This is a genomic window from Streptomyces sp. NPDC040410 (assembly GCF_055595715.1).
This window is the reverse complement of record NZ_JBVIVK010000009.1, coordinates 43,206-66,227: the sequence shown is the minus strand read 5'-3', so window position 1 is coordinate 66,227 and position 23,022 is coordinate 43,206. Positions and strand designations below refer to the sequence as shown.

Sequence of the window (23,022 nt, the reverse complement as noted above, 5' to 3'; positions counted from 1 at the left end):
ATGGCAAACGACGAGGGACGCTCCGCGGACGATCTCTTCGGAGGCGAACAGCCGCGACAGGACGACGACTTGAAGGAGGTTCGCTGGCCTCGGGACAACGGGGCGCGCGTCGCCCTGTGGGGGCCTTCCGGATCCGGCAAGACCACGTTTCTGTGGGCGCTGCTGGTGGCCGACAACGGCACGCACTCCAGCTCGGACTGGCGCGTCACGCCCCAGGACCGGACAGCCTGGAATCAGACCGAGTCCGCGTTCTCCAACCTCGCCCTGAACAACGGTCTGCCCCCTGCTGACCTCACCCTCACAGCGCCCTCGGCGTGGATTCTGTCCCGGGACCCCGACGCCCCGCGCAAGGCTCCTGTGGGCGTGCCGCCGTTCCTGCGCGGCAAACGCTGGCAGGACGCGGGCGAGGAAAACCGCATCCCGGTCCACATCCAGGATCTTCCGGGCCAGGTCTTCAACTTCGACAACGAGCAGGCGAAGCCGTTCCGTGCCAACGCGATACGTCAACTCGCCGAGGCGGACGCCTTCGTGTATCTCCACGACCCGCTGGTGGACCTCGACACCGAGAGCCAGAAGTCCGTGGCCTTCTTCCGTCGGATGCTCGACGCGATCGAGGCCGTCCGCCCGTCCGAGCTGACCGGACGGCGCCTGGAGCAGCACGTGTCCGTGTGCATCACGAAGTTCGACCACCCCGCCGTGTTCGCCCCGGCCTGGGAACAGGGCTTCGCCACGATGGACCCGGCGCCGCACATCAGCCAGGAGAACGCCCGCGCGTACTTCGACTGGCTCTGCGAGACACACGACTACCACCGCCGCACCGAACTCCTGCGCAAGGACCTGCACACCCGGTTCCACCAGGACCGGGTCCGTTACTACGCCACCTCGTCCCTCGGTTATTTCCGGGAACCCGGCGGCCCTTACAACCGGCACAACATGCGGATGGACAGCCCCACCGGTCAACGCGGCCCCAGGGAGTCGCCGCAGATCGAAGGCCCCGTCAAGCCGGTCAACGTAATGGAACCCTTCGTCGATCTGGTACGGGCCGTCCGGCGGAACCCGCCGAGGCACAACGGGTACGAGGGAGGCCACCCGTGACGGACGCGGCCGGCGCCGAGGCCTACGGCGGCCCGCAGACGCGCAGCGCGCTGGCCGCGTGGGCCGTTCTCGGAAAAAGGGAGGGAAGCCGACTGGACTACGAGGTGCTCGCGGCCTTGCAGAACCGGATCCACTTCTTCGACGACCAGATCCGCGGCCACCTGCCCGGCAACCCCGTGGACCTGCTCCGCCAGCCGCCCTCGCCGTACTACGTGTTCTGGCCCGGGCCCACGACGAAGCAGGGCGCCGCGACGCTGAACTGCAGCCGTACCGGGCCGTCCGAGGTCCGCGACGGCACCAGTCGCCCCAGCCTGCGGCTGGACTACTTCAACGTGCGGCTCGACGACATCCACGAGGACCGGGGCGCCGCCGCGGGGTACACGGACCTGGCCCACGCCATGGACCGGACGTCGGGTTCCATGCCGGAGGACCCCGACGAGTTCGCGCGGATGGACTTCCATGTGGCCGCCCTGGCCGCGGCGCGGGAAGGCGCCGAGCTGTGCGACTTCGACTGGCTCGCCACCGGGGCCGCCGCGGTGCTGGCCGGGCGGGTGGTCATCACGGGGGCCCAGCACGTCGGCGTTCCGGACAGGCTGCGCGCTCTGGACGCGATCGGGGCTCTCCTGCCGTACGGCGCGCGGGCGAGGCTCTCGGCCGCCACCTTCGCGCGGGGCAACGGCATGCACGCGATCCGGCTCTTCTTCGACGACCTCACCCCCGAGGGGGCGTTCGAACTGCCCTGGCGGGGGCCGGTTTCCGAGCCACCGTCGGCCGTCGGCCGCAACTACCGCGACCTGCTGCTGCGCCAGCAGGCCGCGACGGGGCCGACGGCGCTGTTCGCCGCCCTGCTCGGCACCTCGCAGCCGCGTTCCCTGCACGACCCGCAGTCCGTGCTCGACGTCGCCGAAGGCGCGTTGCGCCCCCATGCCGATGTCACCGCCCGATTCCGGGAGGCCGTGTCGACCGCGGACCGGGCCCGTCTGCTGCTCGAACAGCAGCGAGAGGCACCGCCGCTCGACGAGGACGAGAAGGCCCTGTGGTGGCAGTGGCTGCTCGCCGATCCCGGCACGCGGCCCTGCCATGTGCGCGCCCTGGCCCGGACACCCGACCCGAAGAGCCTCGACACCATCGCGAGCGGGCTGTTGGCGGTACTGGCGTCTCCGGACGGTGTCGACACCGCTCTGTGGTACTGCCGGCGCGCCGACGAGGCCGGGCTGCCCGGGGAACTGCAGGCCCGGCTCGTCCGGTCTGTCGACCAGGACGCGCAAGAGGCGTTGCGCGCCCTGCTTCGCGTACTGACACTCCGGGCCCTGGACCCGGTCCAGGCCATGACCGTGGCCCGGGCCGTGGACAAGCGGAAGGGGCTGCTGTCCCGGCTGCGGTACGCCGACTTCCCCGCGACGCTGGAGCTTCTCACCGGGCTGAGCGGGGTCCCCGATACCGGCTCCCTCGCCTGGCTCCGCCCGTTCCGGGCCCTGCTGCACGACGGACCCGCGCCGAGCGAGGACGACATCTGGGCCGCCCACCGGAACATCGCCGGATTCGTCGGCCTCCTCACGGAGACGGCCCGGCAGCGGCGGCCCGAACGCACGGCGGACACCCGCCGCTGGCTGGCACCCGTCCACCTGCAAGAAGCGCGGACGGCGACCCGCGACGCCGGTGAGGCGGCCCTGCTTCTGCTCCGGGACCGCGCCGCCGGCTCGGACACGGCACGCATCGTGGAAGCCGCCCGCACGGCACGGGAGCTGCGCTGTGCTTGCAGCGACGTGGTGGACGTGCTCGTACGAGGCGCTCCCGAACGTGGGGCGCCGCAACTCGACCGGCTGCTGCAGGACGTGGCGGGCGGCCGGGCCGAGGAGCTGGGATGGCTGCGGCAGGCCGCCGTGCGGACGGGCGGGGCACTCGACCGGGCGGGCGGAGCGTCCGGCTTGCACCGTCACATCGAGGGTGAACTCGCCTCGGACGAACGCCGAAAAGAGCTGGAGCTCAAGGAACTCACCAGGAGGCAGCGCCTGTTGGCGAGGTTTCAGGCGTTGTTCCGGCGCCCGTGGCGCTCCCTCCGGAGAACCCGGAGAGGCGGCGGGCTCGAGAGCGCCGGGCATCGGGCCGCCGAAAGCCCGGACGAGTCCGGTGAGGAGTCTTCCCTGCCGGAGGGGTCTCACGGGGAGGCGTCCCTGTCCAAGGAGTCTCACGCGGAGGCGTACTCTCCCACGGCGCACGTGGCGTGGGACGGCTGGGAGCGGGACGCCGCACAGCGAGTGGCGGACCGGCCGCGGCACTACGCCATGGCCGCCGACGCCCTTCTCTCCCCCTGGCCGCCCGGCAGTCCCGCCGCCCCGCGGACCGGAGAGGGGGCCGGTCCCCGGGAAGTGGACGCCGTGGCCTCCCTGCTGCCCTGGGGGTTGCGTGCCCGACTGCACGTGACCACCTCCGGCACGCCGGTCGACGGCACGTCCTTCACCATCGTTCCCGAGTGCCACGAAACGACGGAGATCGAGCCACCCGCGGGCAGCTACGCGTCCCTGCTGGTGCAGTTCATCGAGCGGGCGCCGACCGCCACGGAGCGCGTCGAACGCGTGCTGTTCCTGACCCGGGGACTCCGCGGGTTCCAGCAGCCCCTGGACCCCGACGACGCGCAGACGCCGGTCAGGGCCCTGGAGCGCCTGCGGGAGGTGCTGCAGGCGTGGCGGGAACGGCCGTACGCGCAACTGCTCGCCGTTCTCGGGCACGCGCCGGACACGGTACGGCGGGAGGTGGACGCACTCCTCGGCGGGAGCCGTACCGCCGCCGACGACGAAGACCGCGGTGCCGCCGAGGTGCTGGTCGACGTCGTACGGGAGCGCTTCACCGCCCGTCACGGCCACCCCTGGGCGGCAGTGCCCCGTCTGCTGTGTCTGGCCGGCATCGCCGATCGAGTCGACGCGGAGGTCGCTCGGGCCCTCCGGGCCATGCCCGCCCAGGCTTCGCACGAACCTGCCGACGCGCGGACGGAAGCGCTGTGCGCCGGGGACCGTTTCGAGGCCGCGCTCAGGCTGCTGGACGAGGTGTTCCCCCACCCGCCCGAGCAAAGCGCCGGCACCGACGACACCTCCGCCATCCCGGCCGGGCTAGTGGAGGTGCTGATCCCCGCCTTCCGCACCGAGGCGGAGCGTGTACTCCCCGGCCTCGCGGCGGACGTCGACCGCCGTCTGTACACCATCGAACTGCGCCGCGCCGAGCGTGTTCTCGCCCGCCACGCCCTACGGCCACCCCGTCCGGAACCTTCGGAGGGCGAAACGACCGGTCCCGAGGACGGAGGGCCTGAGAGATGACGAGCCAACCACCCGGTACGGCCTCACCGGGCACCGCGTACGGGGTCGACGTGGGCAGCGGCCTGGTGCGCGTGGTCAGGGCGGAGAGCGACGGCACGTTCTCCTCGTGGCAGCGGCCCGCACCCGTGCGCCCCGGCGGAGACGGCCGGGGCAGCCGGGACGACGCGGCCCTGCCGGCACTGCTGCGTCCCCGGATCGAGGCGGCCCACCGTGTCGTTGCGGCCGTGCCGCACGGCTGGCTGGTGGAAGGGACGGACCTCCCGGACGGAGCGGTGGGACCGGGCGGGCAGCCGGGCCGGGCACCGGTCGACGCGCTGCGCGCCGTGCTGTCCGCCTGCGGTGCCGCGCGTGCGGAGCTGGTGTCCGCACCGCTGGCCGCACTCGTGGTACCCGCCGTGCGCGCGGCGTTGTCCGGCCGCCACGAGCGGGTGGTGGTCGCCGATCTCGGACCGGGCCACTGTGAGCTGGTCGTGTGCGACATGACCGCGGGGGCCCCGCGTGTCCTGGCCCGGGTCTCCACCGGGACTTCCGGCAGTTGCCCGGATCCCCACTGGGCACTCGCCTGCGTCGGCCTGCCCGACGACGCGCCGTACGAAGAACGGCTCCAGGTCGCCCAGGAGCTGATCGCCCGGCTGAGTCACGACGATGCCGACCTTTCGGCGCAGGCCCTGAAGCGGGCCCGCCAGGAGCGTGCGGTCCGGGCACGTGGTGACGGGCCGGACGACGACATCAGACCGCTGTGGCAACGCGTCCCGGTGTACCGCAACGTGGTGCACCCGGACGAGGGCAGGATCCGCCTCGAAACCGGCCAGGTGCTGGATCTCCTGGACCGGCTGGCCGTCCCGCTGAGGGACCTCGCCGCCGGACTGCGGCAGACACATGCGGACGTCCGGGGCGCGGGCCTGCTGGTGGTGGGTGGCGGATCGGTCTTCGCGCCTCTGGTGGACGCCGTGCGACAGGGCCTCGGCCTTCGGGACGAGGCGCACGTGGCCGTCGCGCCCGATCCGGTGCTGACCGTGGCGCAGGGAGCCGCCATGGTGGCGGCGGGTGCGGCGGAGCTTCCTGTGTTCCTCGAAGCGGCGCGGCCATCCGGGGCCACGCGAGGGCCGGCCCCTTCCGGCGCCCCGCACCACCCCGCCCCGCCTGCCCGGCTCGCCGTCGTCGTGCACCGCCGGCTGGGCGAGGAGCTTCGGGAATGGCTCGCCGTGCTGCCGGTGCCCACCTCGCGTACCGAGTTCCTGGTCGACCCCTTCACCCGCGCCGAGGCCGTGGTCGACTGGGGCGGGCCCGCGTCGCTGTCCCTGTGGATACGGCCGCCCGGTGCGGACGGTTTCGCGCCGGCCGCCGTGGACGCGGCACGCGTGCCGGCCGGCCGCTACCGCCTCGGCAGCGGGCTGGACGACCGGGCCGGTCCCGTCCTGGTCTTCGCCGGGGCCGACGGCACGGGCCCCACCTTCTCGGTCCCCGTGACCGACGTGGCGCGCGAGATGCCGGCGGCCGGACGGACGGGACACACCGGGGAGGCCTCATGAACGCGGAACTCCGGTCGGCGGTGCGCGCCACGGACGACGCGTTCCGCCGCCTGGAACAGACCTTGGCCGGCGCGGAGGACCGGAAGGTCGAGTCCTTCCGGACGCTCGTGCAGCTCGACGAGCCGCTGAACGCCCTCGCCTCCTGTGCCGGGCGCATCCGCGCGCTGCTGGACGTCTCCGGCTTCGACCCGGCGCTGCACGAGCACTACGCGGAGCGCACACGACAACTGGAGGCGGTCGGCGACGGGTTGGCCGACCTGCGCGCCCTGAGCGCCACCTGGCGCGAGCCGGAGGCCGAACTCGTCGCCGGCGAGGCCGAGCACCAACGGCTGACGGAGGAGAAGGCGGAGTTCGACAGGCGCGCCCGACTGGTCCGCGAACTGCCCGCGCTGCGCGGGACGGTCGAGCGGCTGCGGCAGGCGGAGGCCGCCGCGCGGGTGGCCGAACGCGAGCTGCAGGAGCGAACGGCCCGGCTGGCGCGGCCGGTCGACGAGGCTCTCGCCGGCGAGCCGGACGAGGACGACGGCGAGACGGGGCGTCAGGCCGATCCGCCCGCAGGCTCCCCGGACGAGCGGCACCGGCCGACCGCCGCAGACGGGCAGAGCGGCGAACCGGAGACCATGAGGGAGCAGCGGAGTGAGGCGCGCGAGCCGAGGCCGTCCGGCGTGCGGCGGGAAGCCGGCGAGCCGCAGACATCCGAGGTACAGCGGGAACCCGACAGTTCCCTCGCGGCGCTGGAGAGTCTGCGGAGTGCCGCGCAGGACTGGTCCTTGGCCGCCACCGGTCTGCTGGACGTGCTCACCCCCGCCGTCGCCGACGTCTTCAAGCGAGCGCAGGCCCTTCAGGAGCAACTGGCCACGCAGTACGCCGCGCTGCGGGACGCCGAGGCCCACATCGACCACGTGGCCGCTCGGCTGAAGGCGAACGCCGAACGACAGCGCGCGGCCGCGCACCGCACGAAGGTGGGCTGCACGGCGCTGGACCTGCACGTCGAGGCCGACTCGGAGCTGGCACGCGCCCTCGGCGCCGCCACGCCGGAGCCGGACGTCAGCCATGTGGAGGCCCAGCTCAACAGGCTCCGGCAGGCGCTCGACGCCATCGACAAGGCGCTGCAGGCGCACCACGCGGCACGGCGGCAGCACAGCGAGTTCCTGCTGCTGGGCGACACCGTGGAACCGGCCGACGGCGAGCCGCCGTCCGGCGGGGGGCAGGCACCGCAGCAGTCCAGAGGATCCCGAGACGGCCGAGGCGGAGCGACGCGATGACACCTACTCACTGGCTGCGCGCCGCGGCACTCCTGTTGCTTCCCACGCTGTCGGGGTTCGCGCCCGCCGGACCCTCCTCTCCCGCCGAGGCAGGGCCGTGGTCCGCGGAGCGCCGGGCCGAGACCCCGGTCGCCCAGACGGACCGGACCACCGCTCTCAAGGAGCTGGGCCTGGACTCGGGTGCGGACTACGTCGTCGTGGTCGACAGCTCCGGCTCGATGAAGTCCCGGCGGCAGCAGGCGACGGGCGCCCTGGAGTCCCTGCTGGCCGGTCTCGGGCCCAAGGACCGGGCGGCTCTGGTGTCCTTCCGCGCCAAGCCCGATCCCGCCGGTGTGGTGGCTCCGCTGGCCCCGGTCGACGATCCTCGGGCGCTGGCCCGGAGTCTGCCCGCCGAATACGGATCGACCGACATCAGCAGCGGTGTGTCCCTGGCGCTGCGCATCCTGGAGCGCAGCCCCGATGTGCGGCCGGCCGCCGTGGTGGTGCTCACCGACGCCGGCCAGACCCCAGGGGCCGCCACACCGGGGACCTGGCGGCGGCTCACCGACCGCATCGAGCAGCTCCGTGCCCGGCAGGACCCGTCCGGGCCCCTGCGGCAGATGGTGCAGGGCGTGGTGCTGGACTGGGGCGGCGGCGACCGCGCGCCGGCCTTCGAGGTCGGGCCCGGCTGCGAGGCGACCAGCAGCTACACCATCCTGCAGTGCCTGTTCGGCCGGGCCGAGACCAGCCAGGTGGATCCCCGCCACGCGGCCCGCATGCTGCGCGCTCTGCCCGACGAGTTCGCCGACCGTGCGCTGGAGTCCCTCCTCGCCCCTGACGCGGCCCGCGTCCGGCAGGGCGACGCGGTGCGCGTGACCCTGGGCCGGCCCCGTCCCACCGGTGACGGAACCGCCACCGTGCCCGTCACGCTCACCTCACGCACCGGCCATCTGCCACTACGGGTCCAGGAACTCACGGCGCGCGTTCCTGGACTGAGGGGACTGACCGCGAGCCGGGCGGGTGAGGCACCGGCGGTGGACCTGGCGCCCGGCGGCAGGGCCACGACCGTGCTGCGGCTGCGCTGGGAGGGTAGCCCCAAGCCCTGGTACGCGGTCGGCTCACCCGCCTGGTCCGGCACCGTGACCGTCCGCTACACCCTCGCAAGCCGCTACAGCGCCCTGATGTCCCGCGCGGCAGTGCCCGCCGGCCGGTTCACTCCTCGGGCGGGAGCGGAGCGGGCCACGATCGTGCTGCCCGCTTCGTCGCTGTGGTGGGCCGAGTTGGGTGCGCTCGCCCTTGTCGTGCTGCTCGTCCTGATCCGATTCGGCGGCCTGCCCGCCCCGCTGTGGATCGTCTCCCACGCCGGTACGGAGCGCCCGGCCCGCGTGTTCGTCTGGCTTCCGCGGCAGAACCTGCGCCGCCGGCTGGCCACCGGCAGGGACGTGGTCCTTACGGCCCGCTGGACACCGCACCGCGCATGGTCGCGCACCGGACCGCTGACAGTGGTGCTGTGGCCGCTGGGCAGGGAGTCCGCCGGCGGTCGTGCCCGGCCGCAGCACACGCTGCTCCTGCGGCACCGCGGCTCCCGGTCGGCGCTGCCCGGCTTCGAGGGCGTCCACGTCGTACGGGGCGGCTGGCTGCGGCCACGCCGCGAAAGGCGGCCCTGACCACCTCCGCTGCGCCGAGGCCCACTCCATCGAGAAAGGAACACTCCGCCCATGCGGAATGACAGCGAGACCGAATCGTTCAACGAGAGCCGGCCCGACCGACGCGCCCGCACCGTGGAAGTCCGGCTGCCGGGCGGTGGCGTCGTGGAAGTGCAGGCGGCCGGTGGCGGCGCGGCACGGGACATCGCAGCCACGGAGGGCAGCTTCGACCAGGCCATGGCCTCGCTGCGCGGAGTGGCCGAGGCGACACTGACCGTACTGCGGGCAGTGGCGCCCGACGAGGCCACGGTGGAGTTCGGGATGAACATCCGTGCCAAGACAGGGCAGTTGGTCGGCTTCCTGGTGTCCGCGGACACGGGGGCGGACCTCAAGGTCACCATGACCTGGCGCAAGGATGAGGACACCACGGCCCCGAATCCCACGTGAGCCACAGGCGGCCGCATCCCCGGCGCTCGGGCACAGCCGCAGCGGCTGCTCGGCGTGACCCGACGCCCGGGGAGGTGCCGTCAGTCCATCAGTCCGGCCGCGACCGTCGCCCCGAGCTCCCAGCACGCCTCGAGGTCGGCCTTGCCCGGCTCGCCGGTCACCGTCACCGGATCGGCCGTGCGGCGCCAGCCGAGGCCCGTCGTGATCGACTCGATTCCGCGCAGGGCACCGGTGACATCGCTCCCACCGTGCACGTAGAGGCCGAACGGCCGGCCGCGCGTCGTGTCCAGGCAGGGGTAGTACACCTGGTCGAAGAAGTGCTTGAGGGCACCGGACATGTAGCCGAGGTTCGCCGGCGTGCCGAGCAGGTATCCGTCCGCGGCCAGTACGTCCGACGCGGTGGCGGACAGGGCGGCGCGCCGCACCACCCGGACGTCCTCGATCTCCGGGGCCGTCGCACCGGAGACGACGGCTTCGAACATCGCCTGGCAGTTGGGCGACGGCGTGTGATGCACGATCAGCAAAGTGGCCACATCACGAACCCTGCCGTGCCATCGCTGTGGCCCGCAAGAGGGGCCGGGATCAGCGTTCGGTGGCGCAGCAGTCGCCCGCGCCGGTGGCGCCCGGGACGGCTTCGAGGCGGCAGAAGCAGGACGCCTGGATCGGTACGTCCGCCGTCGCGGCGGCGAGCTTCAGCTGCTGGGCCACGATCTGTGCCTCCCCCGCCTTGCCGAGCCGGACGAGACACTCGTGCAGCCCGTGCAGGGACCACACGTTGCCCGGGTGCTGCAACGCGCGCGGCAGCGTGCCGTCGAGCCCCAGGTCGGCGCGGTAGACCGCCTCGGCCTCCGCGACCCGCCCCCGTTCCAGCAGCAGGGCTCCGTATGCGTGGCGGGTGGGCTGCATCCATCCCCACGGCTCGTCGTAGGGGAGGTTGTCGTCCAGTTCGATGGACCGCTCGAGCGCGGCGAAGGCGGCGTCGTCGTTGCCCTTGCGGTACTCGAGTTCGCCGTCGAGCATCGCCGACGCGATCGCGAGGATGTCGGCGCAGGTGTTGTTGAACAGCATGCGCGTCCGAGGAACCCGGGCGACGGCCTCCTGGAACAGCCTGCGCTCGCCCTCGGCCTCGGTGATCCGGCCGGTCGCGGAGAAGGCGACGCCGCGGGCGTAGTGCAGCATGGCGGTGCTCATGCTGTAGAGCTCCGGGTCGGCGGGCAGGGGCAGGCGCAGGATGTCGTCCCAGCGGCCGAAACGGATCAGGACGTGTACCCGCATGGCGAGGAAGCTCTCCAGCCAGTCCGCCATGGGCGGGCTCGGCACGCGCAGCAGCTCCTCAGGGATGGACGCCTCCAGCTGCGCCGCGGTCTCCAGGGCGGTCCGGTACTGCCCGAGGAACATCGCCCCGTAGATCCTGAAGTGGTAGTTGTGCGACCGGTAGAGGGTGTAGAAGTTCATCGCCCCGGCCCGCGCGTGGAACTTCTCGTCGGCGACGATGGCGGCGCTGTTGTCCGACACCACGCGCCGGTAGTCGCCGCACAGAACCTCCAGGTGAGAGGGCACGTGCTGCAGATGGCCCGCGTCGGGCACCAGGCCGCGCAGCCGGTCGGCGACGGGCAGCGCCGCCTCCGGGGTCGGGGACATCTCCATCAGGTGGATGTACATGTGCACGATGCCGGGGTGCCACCTCCCGGCATCGGTGGCGAGCGCGCGGTCGAGGACGGCCTTGGCCTCAAGGGTGCGGGCGCCTTCGGCCGGCTCGCCGGTCCGCAGGTCCCACAGCTGCCAGGGCGTGAGGTTCATCAGCGCGTCGGCGTACAGCGTGGCGATGTCGAGATCGTCGGAGGCGAGTTCGTAGACGGCGCGCATGCTCTCGGCGTACGGCGCGTTCCACACCGAACAGTCCTCGACGGCCTCCTGCCGCGGGTAGCGGGCGCGCAGGGCGCCGACCAGGGCCCGTTCGACGGGGGTGGCGGCGGCGCCCGCCTTCACGTGTGCGAGCTCCACGGCCGCGTGGGTGCGCTCGACGGTCCGTGCGAGATCCTGCTCGTCGAAGAAATCCCACGGTTTGTTGTAGTTGGGTCCGAGGGCATAGGCGATGCCCCAGTACGCCATGGCACAGCCGGGATCGGCCGCGGCGGCGGCCTCGAAGCAGGAGACGGCTTCCTCGTGGTTGAAGGCGTACGTCCACGCCAGTCCCCGGTCGAACCACAGCTGGGCGTCCGGGGAGGATGTGGACACGGGGCGGCGGTGGGTGCCGAGGTCGTAGTAGTCCATGCAACTCCCTGACTGCGCGGCACCCCCCAGCCTAGTCCCTGTCGTCGAATTCCCGCCTGCCCCGCGACGCCACGCACGCACTCTCGCCGCTCCGGGCACCCGGCGGGCTCACCGCCTGTCGCGCAGCAGCGCGCAGACGAAGTTCTCCTGGATGGCGCGCAGCCGCTCCAGCCGGGCGGGGTCGGAGGCCCGGTTGATCTGGCTGGTGACGGAGAAGGTCAGTGAGCGGCTGCCGTCCGGTGTCGCCGCCGCCAGCTGCGTGTAGCCCGGGAAGTTGCCGGTGTGGCCCAGCACGACGCCGCAGCGTGTCTCGTAGCGGAAGATGGCCAGTCCCGCGGTGTTGCGTCCCGGGCCGGCGGGCTCGGACGCACCCGCGATCCACCGGCGCTGCTCCCGCACGACGGCCCTGCCGTAGAGCGCGCCTTTCGCATAGCCGCGGATGAAGCGGGTCAGGTCGGCCGGTGTGGAGATGATGCCGCCGGATGCCCACACGCCGGAGGCGCTGACGGCCTCGCTGATGTCCTGCGGGGAGGCGGGGTCGCTCACGTCGTACCCGTGGAGGTAGGGCTCGGGGATGCGGTAGCCCTGCGGGAGGCTGGTGTCGCGCATCTCCAGCGGCCTGTAGACCAGTCTGCGCAGGAGTTCTTCGTACGGGGTACGGGTGACCGCTTCCGCCATCAGGGCGACGGCGATGTTGTCGGAGTTCGAGTATTCGTACCGGCCGCCCGGGGCGAACCGCAGCGGTTCGTCGGCCACGTAGTCGAGCAGGCGGCGGGAGTCGAAGTGGTGGCGCGGGTCGGCCGCGAACACCGCGAGGAACTCGGGGTCCTGCGTGTAGTCCGGCAGGCCGCTGGTGTGGTTCAGCAGCTGCCGCAGCGTCACCGGGCCCCACGCGTCCGGGAGACGTGGCAGGCGCTCGCTCAGTGTGTCGTCCAGATGCAGGGCTCCGCGGTCGACCAGGGTCAGTGCCACCGCCCCGCTGAAGGCCTTGGCCACGCTCGCGATCCGCATGTGGTCCTTCACATGGGGCGGACGGCCCGTCGCGAGATCGGCGACACCGGCCCGCAGAACGCGGGTCTGCCAGCCGTCGCGCAGCACGGCGATGATGCCGGGCGGACCGCCCGGCTCGCTCACGAACCGGTCGATCTGACGCTGCAGCGTACGGTCGTCCCCCGGTCCGGAAGCGGCGGCGGTGCCCGCGGTGGCCGGGACGAGCACGGCCAGGGAAGCGGCCGCTGTGACGAACACCGTCCCGAGACGCGGTCGTAGGACGGCCCGCAAGGGCCGGGCAGAGCGCAGAGACATCGAGGCTCCCGAAGGTAGGCGGCTGTGCAGCTCAAGCCTCACCGGCCGCGGTTGCCACCCGCGCTCCCTGTTACTGCAAACGGCCCAGCCGACCGCGTCCCGTACGCGGGCGAGGACGAGACGCTCCTCGATCAGGGCGCTGCCCGGCCGGCCCCTGGCCACCGGGTCGAGGACTTCGCGCTCCCGCGCGGTCGGTTCGGGCAGGGCGGCGCGCGGGGTGCCCGCGGACCGCGGGCGCGTCAGACGGGCGCGTCAGATGGGCGACGGCTCGGGAGGCGACGGCGGGGCCGAGGATCACCTCGCCGTTCGTGACGGCTCGTACCGCCCTTTCGATCTCGGCGGGGCCGAGCCCTTGAGGAGGTGGCCGCGTGCTCCCGCCCGCATCGAGGCACTCGCGTCGTGCGGCCGTGCGGGCCGACGGCGCCGGCGTGCCGGGCAACCAGGGCGCGGACCGGTGTCCCGTTCCGTCGGGCGGGACACCGGCCGGGCCGGATCAGGACCTGCCGGGCTTCAGATCGCCGATCACCCCGATCCGGATGCCCAGCCACGGATAGGTGTGGTTGTAGAACACGTTGTCCTGCGGCTGCAGCCCGACGGCAGAGGGCCACATCTGGTAGGCAGGCGCGTTGGAGATTCCGCCGTGGAGCCGCCGCCACACCCGCAGGGAGCTCTGTCCGGCGGGGGGAGGCGTGATCGTGTCGGTCCACTCGACCGCGTTGCCGCCCTGGTCGAGAGTGCCCCACGGCGAGGCGGTCCGCGCCCCGCCGACCGTGCTGAGGCTGCCCTGGTAGGCCTCGGCATACGTGAGGGGGTCGAATCCGAACGGGTTGACGGTGGTGCAGGCGACGGGCGTCAGTCGTCCCGGGCACCAGCTCGGTGCCGGCTGTCCGGTCGCGTGGTACGAGGCCAGTGGCTGGGTCGCCGCGTTGGTGACATCTCCTGTGGCCGGATTGAGGACGGTGGGGCTGGGTGCGGTCGCGTCTCCGTCGCCGAAGACTCCCGGGTTGGTGGGGTACTTCCAGTAGGAGTAGGTGCCCCCGCCGCGCGGGTCGTAGTAGGCCGCCTTGATCCACTCGTCCTGGCTCGGCAGGACGAAGCCCGCGCGGGCGGTTCGGGTCGTGTTCGGCCGGGCCAGGTCGTACATCCCGCGCTCGGTCCGCGGCGACAGCCTGACCTGATACGTGACGTAGTCGAAGCCGCCGTCACTGCCGGCCCGCTCGGAGATCAGCCGACCGTTGTACAGCGAATTGACGAAGCGGGCTGCCCGCAGGAAGTTCGCGAAGCCGTACGGCTTGTCCGCCCACTCCGGAAAGGCCACCGAGTAGTGCCCTCCCCGGCCGGCACTCGGCGAGAAGTTGATCTGGCCGAACCTCGGCCACGCCGACGAGCTCTCGGTCTCGTCGTAGAGACTCAGGCGATTGCGTCCCTCCGGATCGGCCGTGTTCAGGAACGCCACCCACTGCGCGACGGTGACTTCGAGCCGCCCGATCTCGTACGGATGGCGCACGCCGCCGACCATCAGACACTCGTCGGGCGACGGGGCGTCGTCGCACGAGCGGTACAGGGCGTCCGTGAACGGGACGACGCCCACCGACGGATTGCCGGGCGCGCCGACCCTGGCGGTCGTAAGCGTGACGACGGCGCCGTCGGAGGGCGGCTCGGCGGCAGCGGCACCACAGACGCCCGTCACGGAGGCGGCGAGCAACGCGGACAGCCCGCACGCCGCCCCAACGGCTCGGGTGAGGGGGGTGCGGCGGGGAACGACATGCATGGCGCCTGGTCCTGTCGCGGGGCGGGCGGGAATTCGACGACTGGGCCTAGGCATCGCGTCCGGCCTCCAGGAGCTGCTGGAAGCGGGCCATGCACGAGAGACAGTGACGGTTCGTGTCGGCCGGGCCGGATTCCGGTGGGGACAGCTCGATTCCGCAGAGGCTGCCGGCCCCCTGCCGGGCCACCACGTGCCACACCAGCTCGGTGCTTCCTGTCTGCGGACCTACGCACATCTCGTACACGAGGCGACTCCCTTGGCGGCGATGGTTCCAGCACACCGCACCACGGCAGCCACGTCCTGATGCGCGGGCCGTTCGCGTGAATCCACACAACAACGGCGGCAGACCCTGCCGCGGGGCCTGCCGCCGGCCGTCTTTGGGGATCCGTCCTACATACCGCTGCGCCTGGTACGTCGCAGCAGCACGAATCCGCAGATCAGCAGCACCGCTCCGGCTGCCGCAGGCCACAGATTCGCTCCTGTCTCGGCCAGCCCGCCCTGGGGCACCTGCCCTTCGCCCTGGGGTGCGGCGGCGTTCTGCGTGTCGTCGCCGGTCGACGGGGTGTCGGTGCTGGTGGTGTAGCTGTCGCCGATCTCCTCCGAGCCGTCGTCCGACTTGGGCTCCTCGGCGCGCTGCGTGGGCGACGACGTCGAGTAGACCTTGGGCTCGTCACCGCCGGAGCCGGTGGACGAGTCGTCGTCCGACTGGCCAGCGCCCGGGTTGTCGGCCGGGGCCTGAGTGGACTGGTCGTTCCCTGCGCCGCCGTTGTCCGCCTCGTCGTCCTGCCCGTCGCCCGGGGCCTCGGGTGCCGACGTCGGCTCGTCCTGCGGGTCCTCGGTCGGCTGCTGCTGCGGGTCGTCGCCCGGCTGCTCCTGCGGGTCGTCGTCCGAGCCGCCCGGTTCCTCCGCTGCGCCGGCTCCACAGTCACGGCCCTCGTTGATGCAGCCGACCATCTCCTGCATCAGGTCCTCGTCGAAGACGTTGATGAAGTCGCCGTGGTCGGTGACGGGCTTGTGCAGCTGCTCGGGGAAGGAGTCCACCGCGAACAGCGGGGTCGTCCGGCCGCCGTCCTGGAGGCTCGGCGCGTCGACGTCGTAGACGATGCGCTGCGCCAGCTGCGGAATGGCCTGGAAGCCCGCCGGGCAGCTGCCGTCGGCCTGGGCGAACGCCACGTGGGTGCGGTGGTTGGCGCTGTCGATGTTGCGTCCGTCCCAGCAGCTCTGGAACCTGAAGCTGCGGACCACGTCGCTGCCCTGCGGGCACAGCGGGTACTTGTCCTTCAGCTGCCGGTCCTCGAACCCGGTGCAGCTCCATGAGGCGTTGGCGTTGGCCGTGCCGTTGACGAACGCCTTGGCGTCGCCGGTGATGATGCGCAGGAGCCGCGGCATGGCCGTGACCTCGCTGCGCGGGTTGCCCACGAACGTCAGGGTGACGTCCTTGGGCGTGACGATCTCACCCGCGTTGCCCTCGATGCCGCCGCCCGGGGAGTTGGCGTCCTGCTCCTGGGTGCCGTTCTGCAGCCGCAACACGGGCCAGTAGTAGGTGGACTTGTCGCCCTGGTCCTCGCAGCTCGTCTCACCGTTCGCCAGGTCCTCGTCGCTCGCGAAGGCGTCGTTGGCCTGGTTTCCGACGTAGTCGTGGAAGTGGTGGGCGCCGTTGGACACGCCCGGGGCGACGATGACGTTGTCGGAGTTGAACAGGCCGTTCGCGTTCACTCCGCAACGGGTGGTGAAGGTGCCCGTCGATGCGTCCCCCTGTGGGTCCGGGGCCTGCGCGTTGGGCTGGACGGTGGTGATGTCCACGTAGTCGGCGGCGACGGGGCCGTTGCCCTGCTGCTGACCACCCTGGTTCTGGCCGTCCCCTTGCTGCTGGTCCTGGCCGTCCCCTTGCTGCTCCTCCTGCCCCTGCTGGCCGTCCTGACCGCCGTCGCCGCCGCCGGACTGCCCGGCCGACTCGCGCAGCGTGCAGGCCGCCAGGGCGTCAAGTCCCTGCGGGCGCTCCCCCACTCGGCCGATGGCGGCGGCGATGCGCTCGATCGTCGCGGCCCGGTCCTCCTTCAGCGGCTCCATGATCTCGCTGTCGGTGGCGCCGCTGTCCTGGTTGCCGGACTCCGCCGGGTCCTGCAACCGCTGGTAGGCCTCGGCGATCTGCCCGTCCAGAAGCGCGAGTTCCTTGTCGACCTCCTCCCGCGCCTCGTCCGGAACGTCGGTCAACTGCGCGCCGACGTCAGGGCAGTCGATCGTGGCCGTTCCCGAGACCGGAGACACTGGCCCCGAACCGTCCTCGGTGGCCGAGGCGTACACGTTCACCGCCACCAGGCCACCGCCACCCAGCATCAGTGCCACTGCTGCAAAGGTCGCTCGTCGTGCGCCTGTTGGGCGTTTGCGCTTGTTGCGTCCCACGGAAGTACTCCTGCGCGTCTCGGTCGGCGAGGGCATGCAATACCCCCGCCCTATACGGAGCCGCGGGACGCGGTGTTCAACCGACTCGGAAATTCACAGGAACCTCGTACGGAGCCCCTGACTCAGCAGGCCACGGCCGGCTCCGCTCCCCAGGCCGCAACCCGGAGCCGGCCCGTGCACCGAACCCGTGCACCGAACCCGTGCACCGACCCGTGTCCCGCCGCTCCTGCCCGCGTGGCCTGTGCCAGGGTGGATGTGGGGCTGTGTGAGGAGGACCTGGTGGACTGGCGAACGTTCGCACAGGAGATGGCTTCCATGGCGCGGGATCTTCTGGCGCAGGAGACCGTCGGTGACACGCTGGAGCGGATCACCGGCTCTGCGGTGGAGCTGGTGGAGGGCTGTGACGCGGCCGGGATCCTCGTCATCCGCGGCGGCGAGGTGAAGTCGCTCGCTCCCAGTGAAAAACTCGTGATCGACAGCGACAATCTGCAGGAGCGGTTGCGGGAGGGACCCTGCTTCGACGCAGCGCGGCCCGACCGCAGCGAGCGGGTCTTCCGTATCCGCGACTTCACCCAGGACGCCGAGCGCTGGCCGGCCTTCGTCCCGCAGGCCCGTGAACTCGGGGTGGGCAGCATGATGGGGTTCCTGCTCTACACCGAGGAGGAGGAGCTGGGCGCCCTGAATCTGTACTCGCGCAGGCCAGGCGCCTTCACCGATGCCAGTGAGACCGCCGGATGGCTGCTGGCCTCCCATGCCGCGGTCGCCTTGTCGAGCGCTCGGTCCGCTGCCCAGATGAAGGAAGCGGTCGCCACGCGGCACACGATCGGGGAGGCGATGGGCATCCTCATGGGCCGCCACCACATCAGCGAGGAGCAGGCGTTCGACATCCTGCGCAAACACTCCCAGGCGACGAACACCAAGCTGCGCGAGGTCGCACGGCGGGTCTGTGAGACCGGCAGCCCGCGGCAGTGACGTCCAGGGCCGTCCCGCAGCGGCGAGCTCAAAGGCCTTCCCGCGGCGAATGGGCTCTGCCCGGGCGGGCACTCGGTGAGGGCCGCATGCACACACCATTGGAGAGAGCCATGAGTCTCTTGCGCGTGGCCGGCCGCCCCATGCTCGCCTCGATGTTCGTCGCCGGCGGCCTGAACTCCCTTCTTGACCCCGAAGAGGTGGCCCCGGTCGCCGAGCCGGTGGTCCGTCCGGTGACCGAGCGTGTCGATGTCCTTCCGGACCGTACCGAGCAGGCCGTACGGCTCAACGGTGCCGTGCAGGTGGCGGCGGGCGTCCTGCTGGGGCTCGGCCGCATGCCCCGGTCGGCCGCTCTGGCCGTCGCGGCCACGCTCGTGCCCACCACCTTGGCGGGTCACCGCTTCTGGGAGGCGGAGGATCCGTCCGACCGCGCCCGGCAGCGCATCCACTTCCTGAAGAACCTGTCCATGCTCGGTGGCCTGCTGATCGCGGCCGACGACACGGCCGGTCACCCGTCGCTGGTGTGGCGCGGCCGCCATGCCGCGCGGGATCTGCGGCACGACGCCCGTCTGATCCGCCGCACCGTGCGCGCCACGGCACGCCCGGCCGCCGCGGCCGGCGGGCTCAGGGCCAGGCTGCCGGTCTGACCCCGGCGTTCGGTTCACACGAACCGGTCGAGCGCCTCGGTCAGCTCGGCCGGCTTCTCCACCGGGAGTTCGTGACCGGCGTCGAGGATGCGCACGACCGCGTCGGGATAGGCCTTCGCCATCCGCAGCATCTGGGCGACGGGCAGCTGGATGTCGTGGTAGCCGTGCACCAGGAGGGTGGGCACGCGGATCTCGCCGACCCGGTCGAGGACGTCGAAGGCCCGCATGGCGCCGTAGAGCGTCATGACGACCTCCCTCGGCGTGTCCGCCGAGGCGCGGACATACTCGCGGATCTCCTCGCGCGGGTAGCCCGGTGCGAAGGCCCGCTGGATGTTGGCGGCGACGAACAGCTTGAACGGGACGAGCGTCGACGCCGCCATCATCAGGCCCCTGCCCCGGCTGTAGGCCATGCGTCCGATCGAGTTCACCAGCACCATGCGCTCGACCCGCTCGGGGTGGGCCAGGGCTATGGTCTGCGAGATCATTCCGCCCATCGAGTGGCCGACGAGGACGAACCGTTCGATCTTCAGGTGGTCGAGGAGGGCGAGGACGTCACCCGCCAGCTCCGCTATCGTCCGCACCCCCGCCCCGCTGCTCTCGCCGTGCCCGCGCAGATCGAGCCGGATCACCCGCCGCTGCTCCGCGAAGTGCGCCATCTGGTGATCCCAGCGGTGCCGGTTCGCCGTCCAGCCGTGGACGAACACCAGGGGTACGCCGGCGCCGTCGCGCGGGCCCTCGTCGTCGTACGTCAGTGCTGCGCCGTCGACTTCGAGCTGCTGCGGCATGTGTCGCCTCCTGCGTGCGGTCCGGTTACTGTCGAGTACGTTAGTCGGCCGCGTGGGCTGCCGTCACCGTCGTCCGCCGAGGAAATCCAGGATGTGCCCGAACACGTCGAGGGCGGCGCCCCGGCCGAGGAACGTGTCGAGGTGGCCGTAACCGGGGATCTCGGCGTAGGTCACGTCCAGCTGCGGCTGCCGGCGGGCGAGGACCTCGTGGCAGAGTTTCTGGGAGTCCTGCCACAGGCCGTTCTCGCTGCCCGACAGCAGGAGGACGGGGGCGTCGATGCGGGCCGCCGCGTCCAGGGCGTTCGGCGGGAGGGCGCGGTAGCGCAGGTCGGTGTCGTGCCAGCGCACCACGCTGCGGGCCAGCTCGATGCGGCGCAGGTGCGGCAGGATCCACAGCGGGGCCGGACCGAGGAGCTCGGCCAGGCGGCTGTGGGTGGTTTCGCTCAGGTGCTCGTGCACGAAGAGCGAGGCGCCCGTGCCCCACGCCGAGTTGTGCAGGATCTGGCAGGTGGGGTCCGGGCAGCTCGCCTTGCGGGAGGCCAGGGCGAACAGGGGGGTGTACTTCGACCACAGGCCGGCCTTGCGGAAGTCGACCGGGATGTGGTCGATGCGGGACTTCAGCAGTTCTCCGGCCAGGGACATCCGCAGCGAGGTGCGGCCGGCGAGTTTCGGCGTGAGGAACACGCCCTGCGACACGACTCCGGCCAGGCCCGGCACCAGCCCGGCCGTCATGCTCAGCGACAGGGTGAGCGAGCCGATGCAGTGGGCGACGGCGAACAGGGGCCGGTCGCCGATGCGGGCGCGGATGCGGGAGACGGCTTCGGGGATGTCGTACAGGGCGACGTCGTCGTAGGTGTACGTCTGGCCGGTCTCGTTGTACGGGAGCCGGCAGCTGCCGCGCCAGTCCAGCAGCCAGGGCTCGTAGCCGTCGTCGAGCAGGACGTCGACGAGGTTGCGGGTCTCGGGCAGCAGGAACATGTCGGAGGACGCCGTGTGGCCGTGCAGGAGCAGGACCGCGGGCCGGTCCGGTTCGCCGCTGTCGATGCGGGTCAGGCCGAGGCGGACGCCGTCGCCCGCGCGGAAGGGGATGTCCTCGACGGCCGCCGGGCCGAGGCGGTGGCGCAGCGGGCGCAGGGGCGTGGTGGTCCGTACCCGGCGCAGGGCAGGCCGGGGCCTGCGGTTCGTCGCCTTGAAGATCATCGGTTGCGCTCCGTGGGGGTCTGGGTGCGGCGCAGGTCGAGCAGGTCGGCGGCGGCGCGGGCGAAGGGGCGAAGCAGACCGCGGCCCATCTCGAGGCCGAACCAGGCGAGCCAGGTCAGTTTGGCGGCCCGCTTCTCCTGGCTGGTCAGGCGCGGGTCGACCTTGATGCCGTCGATCTGGTCACGGACGTAGGAGTCCGCCGGGACGACGACCTCGCCCGCCAGGGTGGCCGCCTCGCCCTCGCGGCCGATCTCGATGCTCAGGGCACGGGTCTGCCGCCACACGTCGCGGCGGGCGCGGGCGTACTTGCGGCCCTCCAGCCACCAGCGGCCGCCATCCGCGTCGCGCAACTGCAGGCGATAGCGCAGGAGTTGGTGGCGCAGGCCGTGCTGCTGCGGAATGCCCTCCTCGGGGCGGATCCACACGTCGCCGCGTTCCACGGTCAGCGGGCCGGCGTGCACGGCCGGGCACCTGAGCCGGCCGCGCGCGTCCACCCGGCGCTCCGTCACGAGCTGGTGCATGCTCGCGACGGAGAGGGTGAGCTCCGTCGAACAGGGGGTGGCGGCGGCTGTGGTGCCGATGGGGCGCACGCTGCCGTCGGTGGTCTCGGAGAACCACAGGTAGGGCTGGTCGTCCTTGTGCGGGAGGCGGCCCAGTCCGCCGTGGGCGAGTTTCTCGAACGTCCTGAGCTGTGCCCGCGCGTCGTAGCGTGCCGCGGGTGCGAGCCCGAGCGCCTCGGTCAGCGCGGCGGTGCGGTCCATGGCTGCGGCCGGGCCCTTGAGGGTGGCCTCGCACAGCCTGAGGGCGGTGGGACTCTGCAACACCCGGGCCAGGAAGATCAGTTCGGGCACCGGGTCGGCTTCCAGGCGGGCCAGGGCGTCGGTGCGCCACTCGTCCCAGTCCTGTACGCGGACGTGCATGCCGCCGAGCGCCATGTCCCGGACGACGTCGTCGAGGGTGTTGGGCACGCCGGTCAGGTTGTAGTCGAAGCCCCAGGCGTCGGGTTCGCAGACGACGCCGACCGCGGTACGGCTCACCCAGTCCACGGGGGCGGCGTTGAGGTAGCGGAAGGCCGGTACGGTGCGGAAGCGGCCGAAGGCCGAGATCAGTCCGCTGCTGAGGTCCTGGGGGTTGTGGGCGCCGGTCCGGGTGTGGCCGCCGATGCCGCCCGGGCGCAGGGCGGTGACCACGAGGCCGTGGTCGCGGGCCCGCCGCAGAGCGACTTCGGCGGTCCACTTGGTCTGGTCGTAGCCCGCGATGAGGCGGTCGACGTGGGCGAGCGGGTCGTCCTCGCCCATGGACGTGATGCCGACCTCGTTGAAGACGGCGATGGAGGAGATGTGGTGCAGCGGCTTCGGGCGGCCCGTCGCCGCCAGCTCGGCCAGGGTCAGCGCGCCGAGGACGTTACCGGAACGCAGCGAGTGGTAGCCGCGCAGGAAGTCCACGGCCGCCGCCACGCCCACGACGCTGTCCAGTTCGTGGGCGAGCGTGTGCCACAGGTCGTCGGACAGGCCGAGGTGCGGGCGGCGGATGTCGCCCGGCAGCGCGGTGATACGCCGGCGGACCTCCGACGACCAGGGCAGTTCGTAGCTCTTGAGGGCCTCGCCCAGGCGCCGCACGGCCGCCGCCTCGTCGGACGCGCGGACCAGGCAGTACACGTGGGCGTCGCTGTGCCGCAGCAGGTCGAGGAGCATGTGGCTGCCGAGGAATCCGGTCGCCCCGGTGAGCAGGATCCGGCGCGGCGGCAGCGGCTCGGGCGAGCCGGTGAAGGGCAGGCGGTCGGCGAGAGCCAGGTCGGCAAGGATCTGGTCGAGGTCCTCGCGGCGCGCCGTGGTGTGAGGGGCGGCGCCGGCGGTGTGCGGAAGCGCGAGTGGGGCGGGGACGCCGTCGGTTGCCGTTGCATGGGCCGTTGTCGTGACCGCCGGTGAAGGGACCGCCGGTCCCCCGGTGGCATGCAGCCAGCGCCGGGCGAGGCTGCGGGGACGGGCGTCGGCGAACACCTCGTCGAGGTCGATCTCCATGCCCAGCTCGTCCTCCAGTGCCGCGGCGAGCTCCACGGCGTTCACGGAGCTGCCTCCGGCGTCGAAGAAGTCCGTGTCCGGCGACAGGTGCCCGTCGGGCAGATGGCGAGCGGCCATGGCGGCGATGACGGCCGCCAGGCCGTCGACGTCCTGCGTCCGCACGTCGGCTCGTGCACCGGCGCCGGCCGGTCGGACGCCGGCCTCCGTGCCGGAGCCCGTCATGGCCTTGGCCAGCAGCTCGCTCACGCCGAGCCCGCCGCCGCCCCTCTCGATCGCCTCGGCGGTGGCCCGCTGTCCGGCGTACGCCGACGCGTCCTCGTTCACCTCACGCATGAGAGCCCTTCACGATGTGCACGGTCCTTTCGTCACTGCTGC

General features: G+C 72.3%; 16 protein-coding genes. 8 read left to right on the top strand and 8 right to left on the bottom strand.

The genetic code is table 11. The features are described 5' to 3' along the window. From ACZ562_RS19590 to ACZ562_RS19565, 6 genes are read left to right on the top strand one after another with little or no spacing between them, the layout of a single operon-like run. Nucleotides 1-1,095: a hypothetical protein gene (locus ACZ562_RS19590; RefSeq protein WP_471180451.1), complete on the top strand. Its 1,095-nt coding sequence runs from the start codon at nt 1-3 to the stop codon at nt 1,093-1,095. Beyond that, entirely contained in the window at nt 1,092-4,406 is a 3,315-nt protein-coding gene (locus tag ACZ562_RS19585) for a hypothetical protein (protein WP_471180449.1), read from the top strand. The genes ACZ562_RS19590 and ACZ562_RS19585 overlap by 4 nt, the downstream gene beginning before the upstream one ends. After that, nucleotides 4,403-5,938, top strand: a complete 1,536-nt coding sequence (locus ACZ562_RS19580; RefSeq protein ID WP_471180446.1) for a hypothetical protein — start codon at nt 4,403-4,405, stop codon at nt 5,936-5,938. Before ACZ562_RS19585 ends, ACZ562_RS19580 begins: the two co-directional genes overlap by 4 nt. After that, nucleotides 5,935-7,203 carry a hypothetical protein gene (locus ACZ562_RS19575; protein WP_471180443.1) on the top strand — a complete coding sequence of 423 codons (1,269 nt, stop codon included), beginning with the start codon at nt 5,935-5,937 and terminating at the stop codon, nt 7,201-7,203. The genes ACZ562_RS19580 and ACZ562_RS19575 overlap by 4 nt, the downstream gene beginning before the upstream one ends. Beyond that, nucleotides 7,200-8,849, top strand: coding sequence for a vWA domain-containing protein (locus ACZ562_RS19570; RefSeq protein WP_471180441.1), 1,650 nt, complete (start codon nt 7,200-7,202; stop codon nt 8,847-8,849). Before ACZ562_RS19575 ends, ACZ562_RS19570 begins: the two co-directional genes overlap by 4 nt. Before the next feature lie 51 nt (nt 8,850-8,900). Beyond that, nucleotides 8,901-9,275 carry a CU044_2847 family protein gene (locus tag ACZ562_RS19565; RefSeq protein WP_471180438.1) on the top strand — a complete coding sequence of 125 codons (375 nt, stop codon included), beginning with the start codon at nt 8,901-8,903 and terminating at the stop codon, nt 9,273-9,275. Nucleotides 9,276-9,355: 80 nt separating this feature from the next. Here ACZ562_RS19565 and ACZ562_RS19560 read toward each other — a convergent pair whose 3' ends face one another. The 5 genes from ACZ562_RS19560 to ACZ562_RS19540 all read right to left on the bottom strand — a co-directional run bounded on the left by ACZ562_RS19560 (nt 9,356) and on the right by ACZ562_RS19540 (nt 16,959). After that, nucleotides 9,356-9,808 (bottom strand): flavodoxin family protein, encoded by a 453-nt coding sequence (locus ACZ562_RS19560; RefSeq protein WP_471180436.1) that lies wholly within the window; start codon nt 9,806-9,808, stop codon nt 9,356-9,358. A gap of 49 nt (nt 9,809-9,857) precedes the next feature. Beyond that, complete coding sequence (locus tag ACZ562_RS19555) at nt 9,858-11,549, bottom strand: tetratricopeptide repeat protein (protein ID WP_471180433.1); 1,692 nt, start codon at nt 11,547-11,549, stop codon at nt 9,858-9,860. 108 nt (nt 11,550-11,657) lie between these two features. Further along, the gene (locus ACZ562_RS19550) at nt 11,658-12,854 is read right to left on the bottom strand and encodes a serine hydrolase domain-containing protein (protein ID WP_471180430.1); all 1,197 of its coding nucleotides are present in this window, start codon (nt 12,852-12,854) and stop codon (nt 11,658-11,660) included. Between the two features lie 493 nt (nt 12,855-13,347). Continuing rightward, a complete protein-coding gene (locus ACZ562_RS19545) occupies nt 13,348-14,625 on the bottom strand; it encodes a hypothetical protein (protein WP_471180427.1) in 1,278 nt (425 codons plus the stop codon). 387 nt (nt 14,626-15,012) lie between these two features. Further along, nucleotides 15,013-16,959 carry a DUF1996 domain-containing protein gene (locus ACZ562_RS19540; RefSeq protein ID WP_471180973.1) on the bottom strand — a complete coding sequence of 649 codons (1,947 nt, stop codon included), beginning with the start codon at nt 16,957-16,959 and terminating at the stop codon, nt 15,013-15,015. A 345-nt stretch (nt 16,960-17,304) separates the two neighbouring features. On the opposite strand from ACZ562_RS19540, the gene ACZ562_RS19535 reads away from it, so the two are divergent. Both ACZ562_RS19535 and ACZ562_RS19530 read left to right on the top strand, forming a co-directional pair. Continuing rightward, nucleotides 17,305-17,997 carry a GAF and ANTAR domain-containing protein gene (locus ACZ562_RS19535; RefSeq protein ID WP_471180424.1) on the top strand — a complete coding sequence of 231 codons (693 nt, stop codon included), beginning with the start codon at nt 17,305-17,307 and terminating at the stop codon, nt 17,995-17,997. Between the two features lie 110 nt (nt 17,998-18,107). Further along, entirely contained in the window at nt 18,108-18,641 is a 534-nt protein-coding gene (locus ACZ562_RS19530; RefSeq protein ID WP_471180422.1) for a DoxX family protein, read from the top strand. A gap of 14 nt (nt 18,642-18,655) precedes the next feature. Here the strand turns inward: ACZ562_RS19530 and ACZ562_RS19525 are convergent, their stop codons facing one another. The 3 genes from ACZ562_RS19525 to ACZ562_RS19515 form a co-directional block, all read right to left on the bottom strand. Next, a complete protein-coding gene (locus tag ACZ562_RS19525) occupies nt 18,656-19,426 on the bottom strand; it encodes an alpha/beta fold hydrolase (RefSeq protein ID WP_471180419.1) in 771 nt (256 codons plus the stop codon). 63 nt (nt 19,427-19,489) lie between these two features. After that, nucleotides 19,490-20,626, bottom strand: a complete 1,137-nt coding sequence (locus ACZ562_RS19520) for an alpha/beta hydrolase (RefSeq protein WP_471180417.1) — start codon at nt 20,624-20,626, stop codon at nt 19,490-19,492. Beyond that, entirely contained in the window at nt 20,623-22,980 is a 2,358-nt protein-coding gene (locus ACZ562_RS19515) for a thioester reductase domain-containing protein (protein ID WP_471180414.1), read from the bottom strand. Before ACZ562_RS19515 ends, ACZ562_RS19520 begins: the two co-directional genes overlap by 4 nt. Between the last annotated feature and the right edge of the window lie 42 nt (nt 22,981-23,022).